Below are 16,765 nucleotides of genomic sequence, written 5' to 3' on the forward strand. Positions count from 1 at the left end.
TGAATATGAGCGAGACCACCGAAGAGATCGCACGCCGCGCCACGGCCGCCTTCAACGCAGGGCGCGCGGCAGAGGCGCAACGGCTGTGCGAAACGGGCTTGAAGCAAAGTCCAGACGAACCGATGTTGAGCCATCTGCTTGCCGCAGTGCTGTTCGCGGTCGAGGACAACGCCGCAGCACGGTTGCGCATCGAGGCCAGTCTGGCCCGCCGGCCGGACCATGCCGCAGCTCGGCTGCTTGCGGCGCGCATCGCGCGGGTGGGGAAGGATTTCGAGCGCGCGCTCGCCCATGTCGACCGCGCCATCGCGCTGTCACCCCGCCGCGAGGTCTTCATCGAAAAAGCGCGCATTCTCGATCAGGCAGGAATGGCAGCCCAGGCGCGGGCAGCTTGGCTGGCGATTCTCAAGGTCATACCGGAGCACGACGAAGCGCTAGCGCGGCTCGGACGTCTTTCCTGGGAGAACGGCGACTTCGATACGGCACGGACCGTTCTCGAACGCGCAGCCAACCCGGCCGCGCCGGCCTCGGTCTGGTTCGATCTCGGCCTCGTGCGACAGGATGTTGCGGATCTCGCGGGAGCTGCCGCAGCCTATCGCCGCGTACTGGCGATAAGGCCGGATCACGCCGAAGCGGCGCTCAATCTCGGCATCGTCCTGCAGGAGAGCGGCGACCCCGACGCGGCAATGCGGGCCTATGCTTGTGCCTATCGGCTTCGCCCACAGATGTTCGGTGCCATCGCCATGGCGCTCACCTCGGCTCCGCATGGCCGACTTTGGATCGACCCTGCCGCGTTGAAGCGCGCCCTGAACTCAGCTGGTTAGGCGGCCGCGGCGTGCGCGAAATTTCTTGCGGTACACGTTTGGTGTCGCGAGCACCTCGGCGACCGTCCCGGCATACCTATCCCGCTGAGCATCGTCGAGCGGCTCGAACACGAGCTGCGGCGGCTCGCGCAATACTGCAAAGCATTGCGCCACCGGCGTTCCCCTGGCCAGGATGCCGGTGAAATCTGGATCGAGCCAGAGCGCCGGAAAATTGATGCCGCCGTCGTGGAAGCGATCCGCATCGACCAGGCCCGACAGGGTCCGGAACGGCAGGTCCTCGCGGTTGATCGGATGCGTCGCGAACAGCGACCACCCGGCTTCGCACTCGATCGTCCAGAAGGAATTGAACTTGATGGCCGCCTGCTTGTCCGACGCAAACGGCGCACCGGCCAATTGGGCCGCGACATGAAAGCTCAACGGCGCACGCGGATGTCCCTTGGTCGCCGGCGCCGGAATGTCCCATTCCCAGGCGAATGCGCCGCGCTCGACCCTGACGTCGCAGGGCAGCAGAATCGTCACGCCATAGGCCATCGCGTCGACAAAGGGGGGACACTGCTTGACCGTGCGGATGTCGCGCCCGTGAAGCTCCGAATGCGCCGAGGCCGGCATCTGGCGCAACCATTCCGGCAGCATGGTTCGGGCCGGCACCGGTCGCAGCAGGTGATCCGCAAGGACGGGGTCGCAGCGAAAGATCATGCGCATCGCAAATTCCAGAGCTCGACCCGGTCTCATCCGGGCCACTGGCATCCAGATCCGAACTCGCACGACCGAACAAGTCAACGAAAAAGAAGAAGGCCGGGATTGCTCCCGGCCTTCCAAACTCCCCGGGGACGACCGACCTGTCGCCGGTCGTCCGAAGGAGAGGTTGCTATTTCGCCTCGGCGCGCTTCGGAGGCGACGCCGGCCACGACTTGATCAGCGTGTCGTAGTCGATCGTCTCGCCCTTCGGCTTCTCGTTCGCGAGCTTGCGCTGCGGAGCGATGTTGCCGTCCTTCGCCGACTTGTTGAACCAGTACTCGGCCGACTCCTTCTTGTTCAGCTTCGGCCCGCAGTCGCCCTGGACCTTGGACTTCTCAAGACGCTCGAGCACGGAGTCCTGCGCGGCTGCGAGTGCGTCCATCGCCTGCTGCGGCGTCTTCGCACCGGACGACGCATCGCCGATGTTCTGCCACCACAGCTGCGCGAGCTTCGGATAGTCGGGCACGTTGTTGCCGGTCGGGGTCCACTGCACGCGCGCGGGCGAGCGGTAGAACTCGATCAAGCCGCCGAGCTTCGGCGCGCGCTCGGTGAACGACTTGTCCCAGATGTCCGATTCACGGATGAAGGTCAGACCGACATGGCTCTTCTTCAAGGACACCGTCTTCGAGACGATGAACTGCAGATAGAGCCAGGCCGCCTTGCGGCGATCGACCGGCGTGGACTTCAGGAGCGTCAACGATCCCACGTCCTGATAGCCGAGCTTCATGCCGTCCTTCCAGTAGGAGCCGTGCGGCGACGGAGCCATGCGCCACTTCGGCGTTCCGTCGGCGTTCATCACCGGCAGGCCGGGCTTGACCATGTCGGCGGTGAAGGCGGTGTACCAGAAGATCTGCTGAGCGATGTTGCCCTGCGACGGCACCGGGCCGGATTCCGAGAAGGTCATGCCCTGGGCCTGCGGCGGAGCATACTTCTTCATCCAGTCGAGATACTTGACGATCGAATAGACTGCGGCAGGTCCGTTGACGTCGCCGCCGCGCTCGACCGAGGAGCCGACCGGACGGCAACCTTCCATGCGGATGCCCCATTCGTCGACCGGCAGGCCGTTCGGGAGGCCCTTGTCGCCGTTACCGGCCATCGACAGCCAGGCGTCGGTGAAACGCCAGCCGAGCGAGGGATCCTTCTTGCCGTAGTCCATGTGGCCATAGACTCGGACGCCGTTGATCTCCTTGATGTCGTTGGTGAAGAACTCGGCGATGTCCTCGTAGGCCGACCAGTTCACCGGCACGCCGAGGTCGTAGCCATACTTGGCCTTGAACTTGGCCTTGTAGTCCGGGTTGGTGAACCAGTCGTAGCGGAACCAATACAGGTTGGCGAACTGCTGGTCGGGCAGCTGATACAAATGGCCGTTGGGCGCGGTGGTGAAGGACTTGCCGATGAAGTCGTTGACGTCGAGCATCGGATCGGTGACGTCCTTGGCGTCCTTCGCCATCCAGTCCGTCAGGTCGACGGCCTGGCCGTAGCGGAAGTGGGTGCCGATGAAATCGGAGTCGTTGATCCAGCCGTCATAGACATTCTTGCCGGACTGCATCTGGGTCTGGATCTTCTCGACGACGTCACCTTCCTGGATGATGTCGTGCTTGACCTTGATGCCGGTGATCTCTTCGAACGCCTTTGCCAGAGTCTTGGACTCGTATTCGTGGGTTGTCAGCGTCTCGGAGACAACGTTGATCTCCATGCCCTTGAAGGGTTCAGCGGCCTTCATGAACCACTGCATTTCCTTCATCTGGTCGTCCTTCGAGAGCGTCGACGGCTGGAACTCGCTGTCGATCCACTTCTTTGCGGCGGCCTCGTCGGCCTTTGCCGGAACGGACATCGTCATGCCCGCGGCAAACAGCGCTGCGGCGCTGGTCATCGCGAGGTAGCGGGCCTTGGTCAAGTGATGCTTCCTAGGCTTCAAGTGTCGCATGCTTTCCTCCTTGAGCGACAATATTCCAGGTCCGGGTTGCCCCCGGATCTGCCCCTTTTCACTTGCGTCAGACGGTGCGAAAGATCGCAACGGCGGACGCAAGCGAAATTGCGGTTGCGAGCCACAGGCTCGAAACCTCAAACCCTTCCTCGCCGATCGGCAAGGTCGTAATCGTGTCGGTGCCGACCAGGCCGATCCAGGCAAGATGGATGATCGCCGCCAAGATCAGCGAGATGAACAGACGATCGCCGCGCGTGGTCGGAATGCGCAGCACTCCGACCCGCTCGGCCTCGGGGTAGCGGGCCGCGAGCCAGGTCATGACGACCAGCGTGCAGGCCAGCGCGGCGAAGAAGATTGCTGTCGGCAGGGTCCATGCCATCCATGCGATGTTGTCCATGGCTCAGTGACTCCAGGCGGTAGCGGCCCCCCTCCCCCGCTTGCGCGGGAGGGGTGGGGTGGGGGCGCCGCGAGTCGAACTGCCCGAGAGGACAGAGGCCCCCACCCGCATCGCATCTGACGATGCGACGCGACCTCCCCCGCAGGCGGGAGAAGTGGAGCGGAGACTGCGGCGACATGAAATCATCATCACACCCGCCCCAGCGCGAAGCCGCGCGCGATGTAGTTGCGGACGAACCAGATCACGAGCGCGCCGGGGATGATGGTCAGCACGCCGGCGGCGGCGAGCAGGCCCCAGTCCATGCCGGCGGCAGACACGGTTCGCGTCATGATCGCCGAGATCGGCTTGGCTTCGGTCGCCGTCAGCGTGCGCGCCAGCAGGAGTTCGACCCAGGAGAACATGAAGCAGAAGAACGCCGCCACGCCGATGCCGCTGGCGATCAGCGGCACCAGGATCTTGATGAAGAAGCGCGGAAACGAGTAGCCGTCCAGAAACGCCGTCTCGTCGATCTCGCGCGGCACGGACGAGACGAAGCCCTCGAGAATCCAGACCGCGAGCGGGATGTTGAAGATGCAATGGGCCAGCGCCACCGCCCAGGGCGTATCGAATAGCCCGATCGCCGAGTAGAGATTGAAGAACGGCAGCGCATAGACCGCGGCCGGCGCCATGCGGTTCGACAGCAGCCAGAAGAACAGATGCTTGTCGCCGAGGAAGCGGTAGCGCGCAAAGGCGTAGGCCGCCGGCAGCGCTACGGCAATCGAGATCACCGTGTTGATGACGACGTATTTCAACGAGTTGATGTAGCCGGAATACCAGCTCTCGTCGGTGAAGATGCGCATGTAGTTGGCGATGGTCGGCTGATGCGGCCACAGCGTCATGGTCGAGACGATCTCGGTGTTGGTCTTGAAGCTCATGTTGACGAGCCAATAGATCGGCAACAGCAGGAAGACCAGGAACAGCGAGATGATGATTCGGCGGCCCGGAATCGTGTTCATCACGCGCCCCCTTCCACCGGCCGGCGCTCGGCGCCGGCATTGGTCATGATGGTGTAAAACACCCAGCAGACGATCAGGATGATCAGATTGTAGACCAGCGACAGCGCCGCGGCCTTGCCGAGGTCGAACTGGCCGAGCGCGATCTTGACCAGCTCGATCGAGATGAAGGTGGTGGAATTGCCCGGGCCGCCGCCGGTGACCACGAACGGCTCGGTATAGATCATGAAGCTGTCCATGAAGCGCAGCAGCACGGCGATCAGCAGCACGCGGTGCATCTTCGGCAGCTGGATCGCGGTGAACACCGCCCAGCGCGAGGCGCCGTCGATCTGGGCCGCCTGGTAGTAGGCGTCCGGGATCGATTTGAGGCCGGAGTAGCATAGGAGCGCCACCAGGCTGGTCCAGTGCCAGACATCCATCAGGATGACGGTGAACCAGGCGTCAGCCTCGTTGGAGACGTAGTTGTAGTCGAGGCCGATGGCGTTGAGCACATAGCCGAGCAGGCCGATGTCGGGACGACCGAAGATCTGCCAGATGGTTCCGACAACGTTCCACGGAATCAACAGCGGCAATGCCAGCACGACCAGTGCGAACGCCACGGTCCAGCCCTGCCGCGGCATCGCCAGCGCGATCACGATGCCGAGCGGGACCTCGATGGCGAGAATTGCGCCGGAAAAGATCAGGTTGCGCCACAGCGAGGCGAGGAAGCGGCCGCCGAGATCGGTCGAGGGATCGAGCAGCTCCTTGAACCAGCCGACACCGTTCCAGAAGAACTGGTTGTTGCCGAAGGTGTCCTGCATCGAATAGTTCACCACCGTCATCAGCGGCAGAATGGCGGAGAACGCCACCAGCAGGAACACCGGCAGCACCAGGAACCAGGCCTTGTTGTTGATGATCTTGTCCATCACTCAGGCTCCCTCGACGAGACGGCTGTCGGCATAGACGTGGACATAGGCTGGATTGAACTTCAGCCCGATCGCGGAGCCCTGCGGCGAGAAGCCGGCCGGCAGTCGCGCGGCGAACTTGACGTCGCCGACACGGACGCGCGCGAAGCGGATGCGGCCGAGATCGTCGACGCGCTCGATATTGGCATCGAGCAGGCCGGGTCCGGGCTGCGCGACATCGACGAATTCCGGACGGACGCCGATCTCGATCTTGGCTCCGGCCGGCAGCGCGTCGTAGCTGCGCGACAGCGTCAGCGTGTGACCGTCGATGCGGGCCTCGCGTCCCTTCACCTCGGCGGAGAGGATGTTCATGCCCGGCGAGCCGATGAAGTAGCCGACGAAGGTATGCGCCGGCTTGTCGAACAGCTCTGCCGGCGTGCCGCTCTGCACCACGCGGCCGTCATGCATGACGACGACGGTGTCGGCGAAGGTCAGCGCCTCGGTCTGGTCGTGGGTGACGTAGATCATCGTCAGGTCGAGCTCACGATGCAGCGCCTTCAGTTTCGAACGCAGCTGCCATTTCAGCTCGGGATCGATCACGGTCAGCGGCTCGTCGAACAAGACGGCGGCGACATCGGAGCGCACCAGGCCGCGGCCGAGCGAGATCTTCTGCTTGGCGTCGGCGGTGAGCCGTGTCGCCTTGCGGTTGAGGTCCGGAGTCAGATCGAGGAGACGCGCGATCTCGGCGACGCGCTTGTCGATCTCGGCCTTGGGCACGCCGCGGTTCTTGAGCGGAAAGGCGAGGTTCTCGCCGACCGTCATCGTGTCGTAGATCACCGGGAACTGGAACACCTGCGCGATATTGCGCTCGCGCGTCGAGGCTTTGGTGATGTCGGTGCCGTCGAACAGGATCTTGCCGTGCGAGGGCGTCAGAATGCCCGAGATCAGGTTGAGCAAGGTGGTCTTGCCGCAGCCGGACGGGCCGAGCAGCGCATAGGCGCCGCCCTGGCGCCAGGTCATCGTCACCGGCTTCAGCGCGTAGCTCTCGATATCGCCGCTGTTGCCGTTGTAGGCGTGGGCGAGATCGACGAGGTCAATGCGGGCCATGCGGCATCTCCCTCAGATCGCCGGCGCGGCGACCAGGCGGTCGCCGGCGTCGAACACGAACACATTGGACGGATCGAGCACCGCGTCGAGGATCTCGCCGGGCTCATATTCATGGACGCCGTGCAGCACGGCGACCCAGTTCATGCCGTCGCGCGTCAGATGCACGAAGCTCTCCGATCCCGTGATCTCGGTGACCGAGACGATCGCGGGAAAGGCATGGCGGCCGTGGCTGCCGTCGCCTTTGCCAAGCCCGAGCTGATGCGGGCGGAAGCCCACGCGGTAGGCGCCATCGGACAGATCGGCATAGAGGCCGACCGCCGGCGCCTTGACCCCGCCGGCATACTCCACGCTCTCGCCGCGCTTCTGGATCTCGACCGTGTTCATCGGCGGGTCCGAGAACACCTGGCCGACACGCAAGGTATCGGGTCGGCGATACACGGCCGCGGTATCGCCGGCCTGCAGCGCCTGCCCTTCCCACATGCAGATGGTGCGGCCACCGAGCAGCAGCGCCTCCGACGGCTCGGTGGTGGCGTAGACGAAGATCGCGCCCGAGGCTTCGAAGATGCGCGGCAGCTCGGTGCGCAGCTCCTCGCGCAGCTTGTAATCGAGATTGGCGAGCGGCTCGTCCAGCAGCACGAGGTCGGCCCCCTTGACCAGGGCGCGCGCGATCGCGGTGCGCTGCTGCTGGCCGCCGGAGAGCTGCAGCGGCGTGCGCTTCAGATAGGGCTCGAGCCGGAGCAGCCGCGCCGCTTCCGCCACGCGCTTCTCGATTTCCTGGCGCGACTTGCCCTGCACGCGCAGCGGCGAGGCGATGTTCTCATAGACCGTCAGCGAGGGATAGTTGATGAATTGCTGATAGACCATCGCGACCGAGCGCTGCCGCACATCGGCGCCGGTGACGTCCTTGCCGTCGACCAGCACGCGGCCGGTGGTCGGCTTGTCGAGGCCGGCGAGCAGCCGCATGATCGAGGTCTTGCCGGACAGCGTCGGCCCGAGCAGCACGCTCAGCGTGCCGCGCTGCAAGGTCAGCGAGACGTCGCGAATGGTGGTCACGCCGTCGACAATTCGGGAGACGTGATCGAGCGTGACGCTCATGCGCGTCCTCCCGCCTCACGCGCCGGCAAAGTGGAGCGCTCGCGATTGGCTGTGATCCACGCCTCGAGGGCGGCGATCTCAGCCGCAGACATCCGCAACCCCAGCTTCGATCGACGCCACACGATGTCCTCGGCCGTCAACGCCCACTCGTCCGTCATCAGGTACCTGACTTCACGCTCCGTCAAGGTGCCACCGAAGTCCTGGCCGAGATCGGCCAAAGATGTCGCACCGGCGAGCATGGCCGCAGCCCGCGTGCCGTAGGCATGGGCGATGCGCTTCGCATGTGCATCCGACAGGAACGGAAAGGTCTTGCAGAGATCCGCAATCAACGGCCCGACGGCCGAGACCTTCATGTCGCCGCCGGGCAGCGGCGCCTTGCCGGTCCAGCCTTCCTCCGCGTCGCCCCCTTTCAGATAGGGCGCAAGACGCTCCAGCGCCTCTTCCGACAGGCGCCGGTAGGTGGTGATCTTGCCACCATAGATCGACAGCAGCGGCAAGCCGCCGGGCGTATCGAGCTCGAATACGTAGTCGCGGGTCGCTGCCTTGGCCTCGCTGGCGCCGTCATCATAGAGCGGCCGCACGCCGGAATAGCTCCACACAACGTCGGCCGGCGTCACCGGCTTGGCGAGATATTCCCCGAGCGCGGCGCAGAGATAGGCGATCTCCTCGTCGGTCGCCTTCACCTTGGCCGGATCACCCTGATAGTCGCGATCGGTGGTGCCGATCAGCGTGAAATCCTGCTGATAGGGAATGGCGAAGATGATGCGGCCGTCGGCGTTCTGGAAGATGTAGGCGCGGTCGTGATCGTAGAGCTTGCGCACCACGATGTGCGAGCCCTGCACCAGCCGCACCTTCGCTTTCGCATTGACGCCGGCGCCGGTCGCCAGCACCTGCTCGACCCAGGGACCGGCGGCATTGACCAGCGCGCGCGCCTTGATGGTCTCGCGCTCGCCGGTCTGCGTGTTCTCGGTCGTGACCAGCCAGTGGCTGCCATCCTGATGGATCTCGGTCGCACGCGTGCGGGTGCGGATGACGGCGCCGCGATCGGCGGCATCCCGAGCGGTCAGCACGACCAGGCGCGCATCGTCGACGAAGCAGTCGGAATATTCGAAGCCCTTGCTGTAGCGCCCGGGGATCAAGGGGCGGCCGACCTCGTCGCTGCGCAGGTTCACCGACCGCGTCGGCGGCAGCAGCTTGCGGCCGCCGAGATGGTCATAGAGGAACAGGCCGAGGCGCAGCAGCCAGGCCGGGCGCAGCCCCGAATGATGCGGCAGCACGAAGCGCAGCGGACGGATGATATGGGGCGCGATCTGCCACAGGACTTCGCGCTCGATCAGCGCCTCGCGGACCAGCCGGAACTCGTAATATTCGAGATAGCGCAGGCCGCCATGCACGAGCTTGGTCGACCAGGACGAGGTCCCGCTCGCCAGATCGTTCATTTCACACAGGAAAACGGAATTTCCGCGTCCGGCCGCATCGCGCGCGATGCCGCAACCGTTCACGCCGCCTCCGACAATGGCGAGGTCGTAGATCCGCTCCAACAGACGCATCCCCCGGCAATCGCCTTGACTGCGGCGATTTCACTTTCGGTTTCGAGTTAAACACAAACGAAAGTGAAAGCAAATCGAAATTCGCATGTTGGGCCGCGGTTGGGCAAAAGCTGCCCAAACCGGGATCAAGGAGCCTGCGAGAGTGGCGGAAAGTCAGGCGCGGCGGAGCACGGCGGACCCCGCCGTTTCGGTTGCCTCTGCGGCGTCGTCGGCATCGTCGGCGGGCATCGCCGAGACCACCTCGATGCCGCGGCTATGGCAGAGGCTGGCCAGTCCGTCCGGCAGGGGGCGGTCGGTGACGAAGGTCTGGATCTGGCTGAGATGGGCGATGCGCACCGGCGCGCTGCGGTGGAGCTTGGTGGAATCGGCGACCAGCATCACGCTGCGGGCATTGGCGATGATGGCTTGCGCAACCTGGACCTCGCGATAGTCGAAGTCGAGCAGCGCGCCCTCCTCGTCGATCGCCGACGCGCCGATGATCGCATAGTCGACCTTGAACTGGCCGATCAGTTGCGTCGCGGTCGATCCGATGACGCCGCCGTCCGAGCGCCGCACGGTGCCGCCGGCCACGATCACCTCGATGCGCGGATGCGGATAGAGCAGCATCGCGACGTTGAGATTGTTGGTGATGACGAGCAGGTCCTGGTGCGACGACAGCGCGCTCGCCACCTCCTCCGTCGTGGTGCCGATATTGATGAACAACGAGGAGCCGTTCGGAATCCGCGCGGCTGCGACCGCACCGATCGCCTTCTTCTCGTCGGCAGCGACGAAGCGCCGCGCCTCGTAGGCGAGATTCTCGACCCCGGAGGCGATGATGGCCCCGCCATGAATGCGCGTCAGCGCGCGCTGCTCGCACAGATCGTTGAGATCCTTGCGGATGGTCTGGGCCGAGACCTCGAAGCGGCGCGCGAGATCCTCCACCATGACGCGGCCGGAGGCGCGGGCGATGTTGAGGATGTCGGTCTGGCGTTGGGACAGGACGGCCATGGCAAGCTTTCAGGACAAGCTGCACCATGGTGATGCTGATCGAGTCAAGCGTCAATCGGCGAAGCATTGGGCGCATCGCAGCAATCGCTCGCCCCGGAGCAGCTCAGACGCGGCCTTAGTCCGGCCTACGTCCACGTGCGCCGAGCTCGCTCAGGCGGCTGCGCTCAGCTCACCGGTCACGAGCCGAATCGCGGCGCGTTCGGCTTCGCGGGCATTGCGAAACACCTGGCCCTCGAGGGCATTGAAGCGATGGGACGCCGCGAAGAAGCGAAAGCCGCCGCGGTCGCGGATGACGATCCCCGCCGCCTGGGAGCTGACCTCGATGATATAGGTTTCGGACATTGCGCAATCCCGTCGTTCATTCCGGGGCGTATAACCGAGCTCCATGACGAATGTTCCGTGCAGGGAGCCCCGGCTATTCCGACGTGAATGCCAACAGGAAATTGTGTGGATGTTATGTTGGCTGCGCTGCACGCCCTCACGCCGTGACGCCTTGCCGAATCAGTGCGGATCATCCGGGACGAGCGTCGCCTTGTGCAGCGATGCATCGGCTCCGCCGAGACAGTGCTGATGCCGACCGAGCAACTGATAGATCGTGCGCAGATCCCTCAGCACCTCGACGTGATGTTCACGAAACGCGCTGAGCTGATGCTCGTAGACGCCAATCCTGCGCTCGGCATGGAGGAGCCGCTGCTGCAGCTTCTTCAGCACCTGCAAGGTCAGTTTCTCGTCGACGTCCGACATGGACTTCCTCCCACCCTGTTCGCGCAACATGCCCCCACCATTTCCCCTGTGCCGGCAATTTTTTCCGGCTGGCATTTTTTGCCTTGTTGGTCGGAAACGGACTGCCGTGATTGCTGTCCGTCCGGCGCGCCACTCGAAGCGCGCAATACGGCAAAGACGCGGCAACGCGCATCCAAGCAACCAGAACTTGCAAACATCGTAAAGACGCCTGCCCTGTGGACCGGACGTAGATCGCGCGAGATTGATCGGCGCAGACGCCGCGCGAACGTGCTCGAATGAACGCGCATCGCCGGATGCCGGTTCCTATGCCGAGCGAGCGGCATATGCCGCGCATTAACGGAGGTTATTTGCGGCCGCCGACCGCGAATGTGATCAGGTCGCGATCACGCCATCACGCTGGATCGGCTGCGGCCGGCCGCCGTCGTCGATCGAGACGTAGGTGAAATTGCCGTCGGTGACGAGGATCGGCTGCTCCTCTTTCCGGCGCAGCACCCAGGCTTCGAGACGCACCGTCATCGACGTCCGGCCGACGCGGACGAGATGTGCGTAGACCGAAACGAGATCGCCGACATAGACCGCCTTGCGGAAGTTCATCGCCTCGATCGCGACCGTCACCGTGCGCGACTTCGCGACCTTGGCGGCGAACACGCCGCCGCCGACGTCCATCTGGCTGAGCAGCCAGCCGCCGAAGATGTCGCCATTGGCGTTGGTGTCCGCCGGCATCGCCAGCGTGCGGATGCAGAGATCGCCGCGGGGCTCGGTCGGCGCGGCATGGGCGGTCGCTTCGGTCACGTCGGATGGTCTCCAATTGCGGGAGCGTTCAAGAAGGCGCCAAGCAGGGCCGTCAGTCCGGCCTCGCCATTTCGAACATCGCCTCCTGCATGATCTCGAAATAGTCGCCGCGACGGCCGGCGCGGACGATCGGATGCGCGAGCGCTGTCTGGTAGACGCCGTCCTTGATCAGCGTCTTGTCGATATGCACGCCGACCACCTCGCCGAGCGTCAGCCAGGCCTGGGCCTTGGTGCCGTCGGCGCCCTGCAGCTGGATGATCTGCGTCACCTTGCATTCGAACGCGACGGGGCTTTCGCCGACCCGCGGCACGTTGACGAACTTGCACGGCACCGGCGTCACGCCCGCGAGCTTGAACTCGTCGACCTCGCGCGCGACATGCGCGGCGGTCGCATTCATCTGCGTCGCAAGCCCGCGCGTCACCAGGTTCCAGACGAACTCGCCGGTGTCCTGGATGTTGGCAACCGAGTCCTTCCACTGCGTCGAGGAGAAGCCGATGATCGGCGGCGTGTAGTTGAACGCATTGAAAAAGCTGTAGGGCGCAAGGTTGACGTGCCCATCAGGATCACGCGACGAGATCCAGCCGATCGGACGCGGCGCGACGATGGCGTTGAAGGGATCGTGGCGCAGGCCGTGGCCGTTCTTCGGTTCGTAGAAATGCAAGTCGCGTTCGATCACGCCGTCGTCTCCTAAGCAGCAGTCATTCCGGGGCGCCTCGCGCGACAAAAATGGCGAAGCCACTTTGATCGGAAGAGGCGAACCCGGAATCTCGAGATTCCGGGTTCGATGCTTCGCATCGCCCCGGAATGACTGCAACCTAGACCGCAGCGCCCCTGGAACCAAGCCCTGCCAGCACGAAATCGATCATCTCGTCGATCGTCGGGCCTGGCTTGGTCGCGCATTGCGCGATCATCTGCGGATGGAAGAAGCGCATCATCGCGGTCGTCGCACATTTTGCCGCCAGCGTCAGGTCGGTGACCGCGAATTCGCCGGACGCCGCGCCCTGCCCGATCACGCGGCCGATGATCTCGGTGATCAGCAGCATGTGCGCCTCGCAGACGTCCCAGCTCTCCTCCATCGCCACCGCGACCATCTCGTGCAGCTTGTTGTCGCCGACATAGCGCTCGGTGTTCATGCGATGGATCGTGCCGAGCAGCTCGCGCAGCCGCGGTGCCGCCGGACCGGGCCGCTCCGCGATCGCGATGGCGGCCGCCTCGACCTGGGCCATCAGCGTGCGGGCGACCCCCCGGTGGATCGCCTTCTTCGAGTCGAAGAACCGGTAGACATTCGCCGGGCTCATGCGGAGCTCCTTGGCGATGTCGGCGACGGTCGTCTTCTGGTAGCCGATCTGTCGAAACAGGCGCTCAGCAACGACGAGAATGCGCTCGTGCGTGTCGGATTCGATATGGTCGGAAACCAGGGTCATCATGCCTGCGATCTTGTTGATCCTTCATTCGGCGGCCTCGGCCAGAGGAAGCGAAGGCCTCGGCACGTCAACGTGCTGCGCTGCGGAATGATCCGCGTCTTTCGCTCCGCGCTCGTCCAGACTCTTGCGGAACCATAGGGCATACAATCCAGGCAAGTACAGTAGCGTCAGGAAGGTTGCAACGAACAACCCGCCCATGATGGTGATCGCCATCGGGCCCCAGAACGCCGAGCGCGACAGCGGGATCATGGCCAGGATCGCCGCCAGCGCGGTCAGCACCACGGGGCGGGCGCGGCGCACCGTGGCCTCGATGATCGCGTCCTTGCGGGTCAGGCCATGGGCGACGTCGGTCTCGATCTGATCGACCAGGATCACCGCGTTGCGCATGATCATGCCGGCGAGGGCGATCAGGCCGAGCAGCGCCACGAAGCCGAACGGCGCGTTGGCGACATTCAGTCCGAGTGACGCGCCGACGATGCCGAGCGGCGCGGTCAGGAACACCAGGATCAGCCGCGAGAAACTCTGAAGCTGGATCATCAGCAGGGTCAGCATCACGATGACCATCAGCGGAAACAGCACGAAGATCGAGGCATTGCCCTTGGCTGATTCCTCGAACGCGCCGCCGGCCTCAATCCGGTAGGCGGGCTCGAGGTGGTTGCGGATATCCTGCAGCTTCGGCGAGATCTGGTTGGTGACATCAGGCGCCTGCACGCCATCCGCCACGTCGGCGCGCACCGTGATCGCCATGTCGCGGTTGCGCCGCCACAGGATCGGCTCCTCGTGGGAATATTCGATCTTGGCGATCTGCTGCAGCGGCACCGCCACGCCGTTCTTCGAGGTGATGGTGAGGTCGCCGACATGGGCGAGATCCAGCCGTTCGGACGGCGCCGCGCGGGCGACGACGCCGACCTTCTCGATGCCGTCACGAATGGTCGTGACCTGCACGCCGGAGATCAGCATCGCCAGCGACTGCGACACGTCCTGCGGGGTCAGGCCGAGCGCACGGGCACGATCCTGGTCGACGACCAGCTTGAGGTAAGGCGACTGCTCGTTCCAGTCGAGCTGCGGATCCCTGACATTCGGGTTCTGGCGCATGACGTCACGCACCTGATGGGCGATCTCGCGCACCTTGGCCGCATCCGGGCCAATGACGCGGAACTGGACGGGGAAGCCGACCGGCGGACCGAAATTGAAGCGATCGACGCGGACGCGCGCTTCGTTCAGCTCGCCGTTCGCAGCCGCGGTCTCGATCTTGGCCTTGATGCGCTCGCGCGCGGCGACGTCCTTGGCGACGATCACGATCTCGGCGAAGGCCTCGTTCGGCAGTTGCGGGTTGAGGCCGAGCCAGAAGCGCGGCGAGCCCTGCCCGACATAGGCGGTGTAGGTCTCGATGTCCTTGTCGTCCTTCAGCAGCGCCTCGGCCTCGCGCGCCGCCTTCTCGGTGACACCGAACGCGGTGCCCTCCGGCAGCCGCAACTGCAGGAACAGCTCGGGGCGTTCCGACAGCGGGAAGAACTGCTGCTGGACGTGGCCGAAGGCGACGATCGATGCCGCGAACACGCCGACCGTCGCGGCGACGGTGGTGATGCGGTGATCGACGCACCAGCGCACGATGGCGCGCAGGCCGCGATACATGCGCGTGTCGTAGACCGCGTGCTCGTCATGGCCGTGATGGGCCTTCATGTCCGGCAGCAGCTTGACGCCGATATAGGGCGTGAAGATCACCGCGACGAACCAGGACGCGACCAGCGCGATGGCGACGATCCAGAAGATGCTGCCGGCATATTCGCCGACCGCGGAATTGGCGAAGCCGATCGGCAGGAAGCCGGCGGCCGTGACCAGGGTGCCGGTCAGCATCGGGAACGCGGTGGACTCCCACGCAAACGACGCCGCGCGCATCCGGTCCCAGCCCTGCTCCATCTTCACCACCATCATCTCGACCGCGATGATGGCATCATCGACCAGAAGGCCGAGCGCAATGATGAGGGCACCAAGCGAAATGCGGTGCAGGTTCAGCCCCATGATGTTCATGACGATGAAGACGAGCCCCAGCACCAGCGGCACCGACAGCGCCACCACGATGCCGGTACGCCACCCCAGCGCCAGGAACGACACGAACAGCACGATCACCAGCGCCTCGACGAACGAATGCACGAACTCGCTGACGGCGTGCTCGACCACCTTGGGCTGGTCGGCAATCTGCTCGATCTCGATGCCCTGCGGCACGGCCTTCATGAAGTCGTCGGCCGCGGCGTGGACCTCCTTGCCGAGCTCCAGGATGTTGGCCTCCTTGGCGGTGACGACGCCGATGCCGAGCGCGGGCTTGCCCTCCTGCCGCACCTTGAAGCTCGGCGGATCGACGTAGCCGTGGGTGACGGTCGCGATATCGCCGAGCCGGAACACCCGACCGTTGCTTTCGACCGGCGTCTCCGCCACCGCCTTGGCGCCATCGAGCGCGCCGGTGACACGCAGCGGCACGCGCTGCGACGAGGTCTCGACCGTGCCGGCCGGTGTCACATTGTTCTGCTTGGCAAGCGAATCGAACAGCGCCTGCGGCGTGATGCCGAGCGTGGCGAGCTTGGCATGGCTGAACTCGACATAGATGCGCTCGTCCTGGGTGCCGTAGAGATTGACCTTGGTGACGCCGGCGACCTTCAGCAGGCGCTGGCGCAGGCCTTCGGCGGTCTTCTTCAATTGCGCATAGTCGGCGCCGTCGCCGGTCATCATGAACAGGATCGAATCGACGTCGGAGAACTCGTCATTGACGAACGGACCGACGATGCCCGACGGCAGCGAGGACTGCACGTCGTCGAGCTTCTTGCGGATCAGGTAGAACAGATGCGGCACCTCCTTCGGCGGCGTCGAATCTCGGAAGGTCACCTGCATCGCGGTGAAGGCCGGCTTCGAATAGGTCTGCACCTTCTCGAAATAAGGCAGCTCCTGCAGCTTCTTCTCGATGGGGTCGGCGACCTGGCTCTGCATCTCCACGGCCGTCGCGCCCGGCCACATCACCGAGACGTTGACGACCTTGACGGTGAAGAACGGATCTTCGGCGCGGCCGAGCTTCTGATAGGAGAAGAAGCCGGCGACGCCGAGCGCAATGATCAGGAACAGCACCAGCGGCGGATGATTGACCGCCCAGGCCGACAGGTTGAACCGCTTCATGGGTGCTCTCCGATGATCCGATATCGCTAGTCCAGTCCGTTACTCTCGGTGATCGTCATTGCGAGCGAAGCGAAGCAATCCAGAGTCGCACGCGGAGCCCTGGATTGCTTCGTCGCTGCGCTCCTCGCAATGACGACAATTT

The 16,765-nt window shown here is 64.5% G+C and carries 16 protein-coding genes; 1 reads left to right on the forward strand and 15 read right to left on the reverse strand.

Annotated features, from left to right (window positions below; all coding sequences use genetic code 11):
* The first annotated feature begins 5 nt into the window (after window positions 1-5).
* Window positions 6-821, forward strand: a complete 816-nt coding sequence (locus ACQR1D_RS27180; RefSeq protein WP_434839104.1) for a tetratricopeptide repeat protein — start codon at window positions 6-8, stop codon at window positions 819-821.
* Here the strand turns inward: ACQR1D_RS27180 and ACQR1D_RS27185 are convergent.
* The 15 genes from ACQR1D_RS27185 to ACQR1D_RS27255 all read right to left on the reverse strand — a co-directional run bounded on the left by ACQR1D_RS27185 (window position 810) and on the right by ACQR1D_RS27255 (window position 16,623).
* Entirely contained in the window at window positions 810-1,523 is a 714-nt protein-coding gene (locus ACQR1D_RS27185; protein WP_434839258.1) for a hypothetical protein, read from the reverse strand. The two genes, ACQR1D_RS27180 and ACQR1D_RS27185, sit on opposite strands and share 12 nt — an antisense overlap.
* Window positions 1,524-1,689: 166 nt before the next feature.
* On the reverse strand, window positions 1,690-3,486 hold the full coding sequence (locus ACQR1D_RS27190; RefSeq protein WP_315802736.1) for an ABC transporter substrate-binding protein: 1,797 nt from the start codon (window positions 3,484-3,486) through the stop codon (window positions 1,690-1,692).
* A gap of 67 nt (window positions 3,487-3,553) precedes the next feature.
* On the reverse strand, window positions 3,554-3,883 hold the full coding sequence (locus ACQR1D_RS27195) for a DUF2160 domain-containing protein (protein ID WP_315802735.1): 330 nt from the start codon (window positions 3,881-3,883) through the stop codon (window positions 3,554-3,556).
* Window positions 3,884-4,071: 188 nt separating this feature from the next.
* Window positions 4,072-4,878 carry a carbohydrate ABC transporter permease gene (locus ACQR1D_RS27200; RefSeq protein ID WP_315802734.1) on the reverse strand — a complete coding sequence of 269 codons (807 nt, stop codon included), beginning with the start codon at window positions 4,876-4,878 and terminating at the stop codon, window positions 4,072-4,074.
* On the reverse strand, window positions 4,878-5,780 hold the full coding sequence (locus ACQR1D_RS27205) for a carbohydrate ABC transporter permease (RefSeq protein WP_434839105.1): 903 nt from the start codon (window positions 5,778-5,780) through the stop codon (window positions 4,878-4,880). Before ACQR1D_RS27205 ends, ACQR1D_RS27200 begins: the two co-directional genes overlap by 1 nt.
* 3 nt (window positions 5,781-5,783) lie before the next feature.
* Window positions 5,784-6,866: an ABC transporter ATP-binding protein gene (locus ACQR1D_RS27210; RefSeq protein WP_315802732.1), complete on the reverse strand. Its 1,083-nt coding sequence runs from the start codon at window positions 6,864-6,866 to the stop codon at window positions 5,784-5,786.
* Window positions 6,867-6,878: 12 nt separating this feature from the next.
* Window positions 6,879-7,961 (reverse strand): ABC transporter ATP-binding protein, encoded by a 1,083-nt coding sequence (locus tag ACQR1D_RS27215; RefSeq protein ID WP_315802731.1) that lies wholly within the window; start codon window positions 7,959-7,961, stop codon window positions 6,879-6,881.
* Window positions 7,958-9,511, reverse strand: coding sequence for a glycerol-3-phosphate dehydrogenase (gene glpD / locus ACQR1D_RS27220; protein WP_316178066.1), 1,554 nt, complete (start codon window positions 9,509-9,511; stop codon window positions 7,958-7,960). Before glpD ends, ACQR1D_RS27215 begins: the two co-directional genes overlap by 4 nt.
* A gap of 153 nt (window positions 9,512-9,664) precedes the next feature.
* A complete protein-coding gene (locus ACQR1D_RS27225; RefSeq protein WP_316178064.1) occupies window positions 9,665-10,498 on the reverse strand; it encodes a DeoR/GlpR family DNA-binding transcription regulator in 834 nt (277 codons plus the stop codon).
* Window positions 10,499-10,648: 150 nt separating this feature from the next.
* Window positions 10,649-10,840 (reverse strand): hypothetical protein, encoded by a 192-nt coding sequence (locus tag ACQR1D_RS27230; RefSeq protein ID WP_315802729.1) that lies wholly within the window; start codon window positions 10,838-10,840, stop codon window positions 10,649-10,651.
* 159 nt (window positions 10,841-10,999) lie between these two features.
* Complete coding sequence (locus ACQR1D_RS27235; protein ID WP_315802728.1) at window positions 11,000-11,242, reverse strand: hypothetical protein; 243 nt, start codon at window positions 11,240-11,242, stop codon at window positions 11,000-11,002.
* 372 nt (window positions 11,243-11,614) lie between these two features.
* Complete coding sequence (locus ACQR1D_RS27240) at window positions 11,615-12,034, reverse strand: acyl-CoA thioesterase (protein ID WP_315802727.1); 420 nt, start codon at window positions 12,032-12,034, stop codon at window positions 11,615-11,617.
* A 52-nt stretch (window positions 12,035-12,086) separates the two neighbouring features.
* Complete coding sequence (locus tag ACQR1D_RS27245) at window positions 12,087-12,710, reverse strand: flavin reductase family protein (RefSeq protein ID WP_315802726.1); 624 nt, start codon at window positions 12,708-12,710, stop codon at window positions 12,087-12,089.
* A gap of 139 nt (window positions 12,711-12,849) precedes the next feature.
* The gene (locus tag ACQR1D_RS27250) at window positions 12,850-13,458 is read right to left on the reverse strand and encodes a TetR/AcrR family transcriptional regulator (RefSeq protein ID WP_315802870.1); all 609 of its coding nucleotides are present in this window, start codon (window positions 13,456-13,458) and stop codon (window positions 12,850-12,852) included.
* A gap of 24 nt (window positions 13,459-13,482) precedes the next feature.
* A complete protein-coding gene (locus ACQR1D_RS27255) occupies window positions 13,483-16,623 on the reverse strand; it encodes an efflux RND transporter permease subunit (protein WP_315802725.1) in 3,141 nt (1,046 codons plus the stop codon).
* Window positions 16,624-16,765 lie beyond the last annotated feature (142 nt).

The organism is Bradyrhizobium sp. HKCCYLRH2047 (assembly GCF_051168175.1).
Taxonomy (GTDB): Bacteria; Pseudomonadota; Alphaproteobacteria; order Rhizobiales; family Xanthobacteraceae; genus Bradyrhizobium.

Coding starts and splice junctions, on each gene's coding strand:
- ACQR1D_RS27195 (WP_315802735.1), bottom strand. CDS start 3,883: ATGGACAACATCGCATGGATGGCATGGACCCTGCCGACAGCAATCTTC.
- ACQR1D_RS27200 (WP_315802734.1), bottom strand. CDS start 4,878: ATGAACACGATTCCGGGCCGCCGAATCATCATCTCGCTGTTCCTGGTC.
- ACQR1D_RS27225 (WP_316178064.1), bottom strand. CDS start 10,498: ATGGCCGTCCTGTCCCAACGCCAGACCGACATCCTCAACATCGCCCGC.
- ACQR1D_RS27210 (WP_315802732.1), bottom strand. CDS start 6,866: ATGGCCCGCATTGACCTCGTCGATCTCGCCCACGCCTACAACGGCAAC.
- ACQR1D_RS27205 (WP_434839105.1), bottom strand. CDS start 5,780: ATGGACAAGATCATCAACAACAAGGCCTGGTTCCTGGTGCTGCCGGTG.
- ACQR1D_RS27215 (WP_315802731.1), bottom strand. CDS start 7,961: ATGAGCGTCACGCTCGATCACGTCTCCCGAATTGTCGACGGCGTGACC.
- ACQR1D_RS27230 (WP_315802729.1), bottom strand. CDS start 10,840: ATGTCCGAAACCTATATCATCGAGGTCAGCTCCCAGGCGGCGGGGATC.
- ACQR1D_RS27185 (WP_434839258.1), bottom strand. CDS start 1,523: ATGCGCATGATCTTTCGCTGCGACCCCGTCCTTGCGGATCACCTGCTG.
- ACQR1D_RS27235 (WP_315802728.1), bottom strand. CDS start 11,242: ATGTCGGACGTCGACGAGAAACTGACCTTGCAGGTGCTGAAGAAGCTG.
- ACQR1D_RS27190 (WP_315802736.1), bottom strand. CDS start 3,486: ATGCGACACTTGAAGCCTAGGAAGCATCACTTGACCAAGGCCCGCTAC.
- glpD (WP_316178066.1), bottom strand. CDS start 9,511: ATGCGTCTGTTGGAGCGGATCTACGACCTCGCCATTGTCGGAGGCGGC.
- ACQR1D_RS27255 (WP_315802725.1), bottom strand. CDS start 16,623: ATGAAGCGGTTCAACCTGTCGGCCTGGGCGGTCAATCATCCGCCGCTG.
- ACQR1D_RS27250 (WP_315802870.1), bottom strand. CDS start 13,458: ATGACCCTGGTTTCCGACCATATCGAATCCGACACGCACGAGCGCATT.
- ACQR1D_RS27180 (WP_434839104.1), top strand. CDS start 6: ATGAGCGAGACCACCGAAGAGATCGCACGCCGCGCCACGGCCGCCTTC.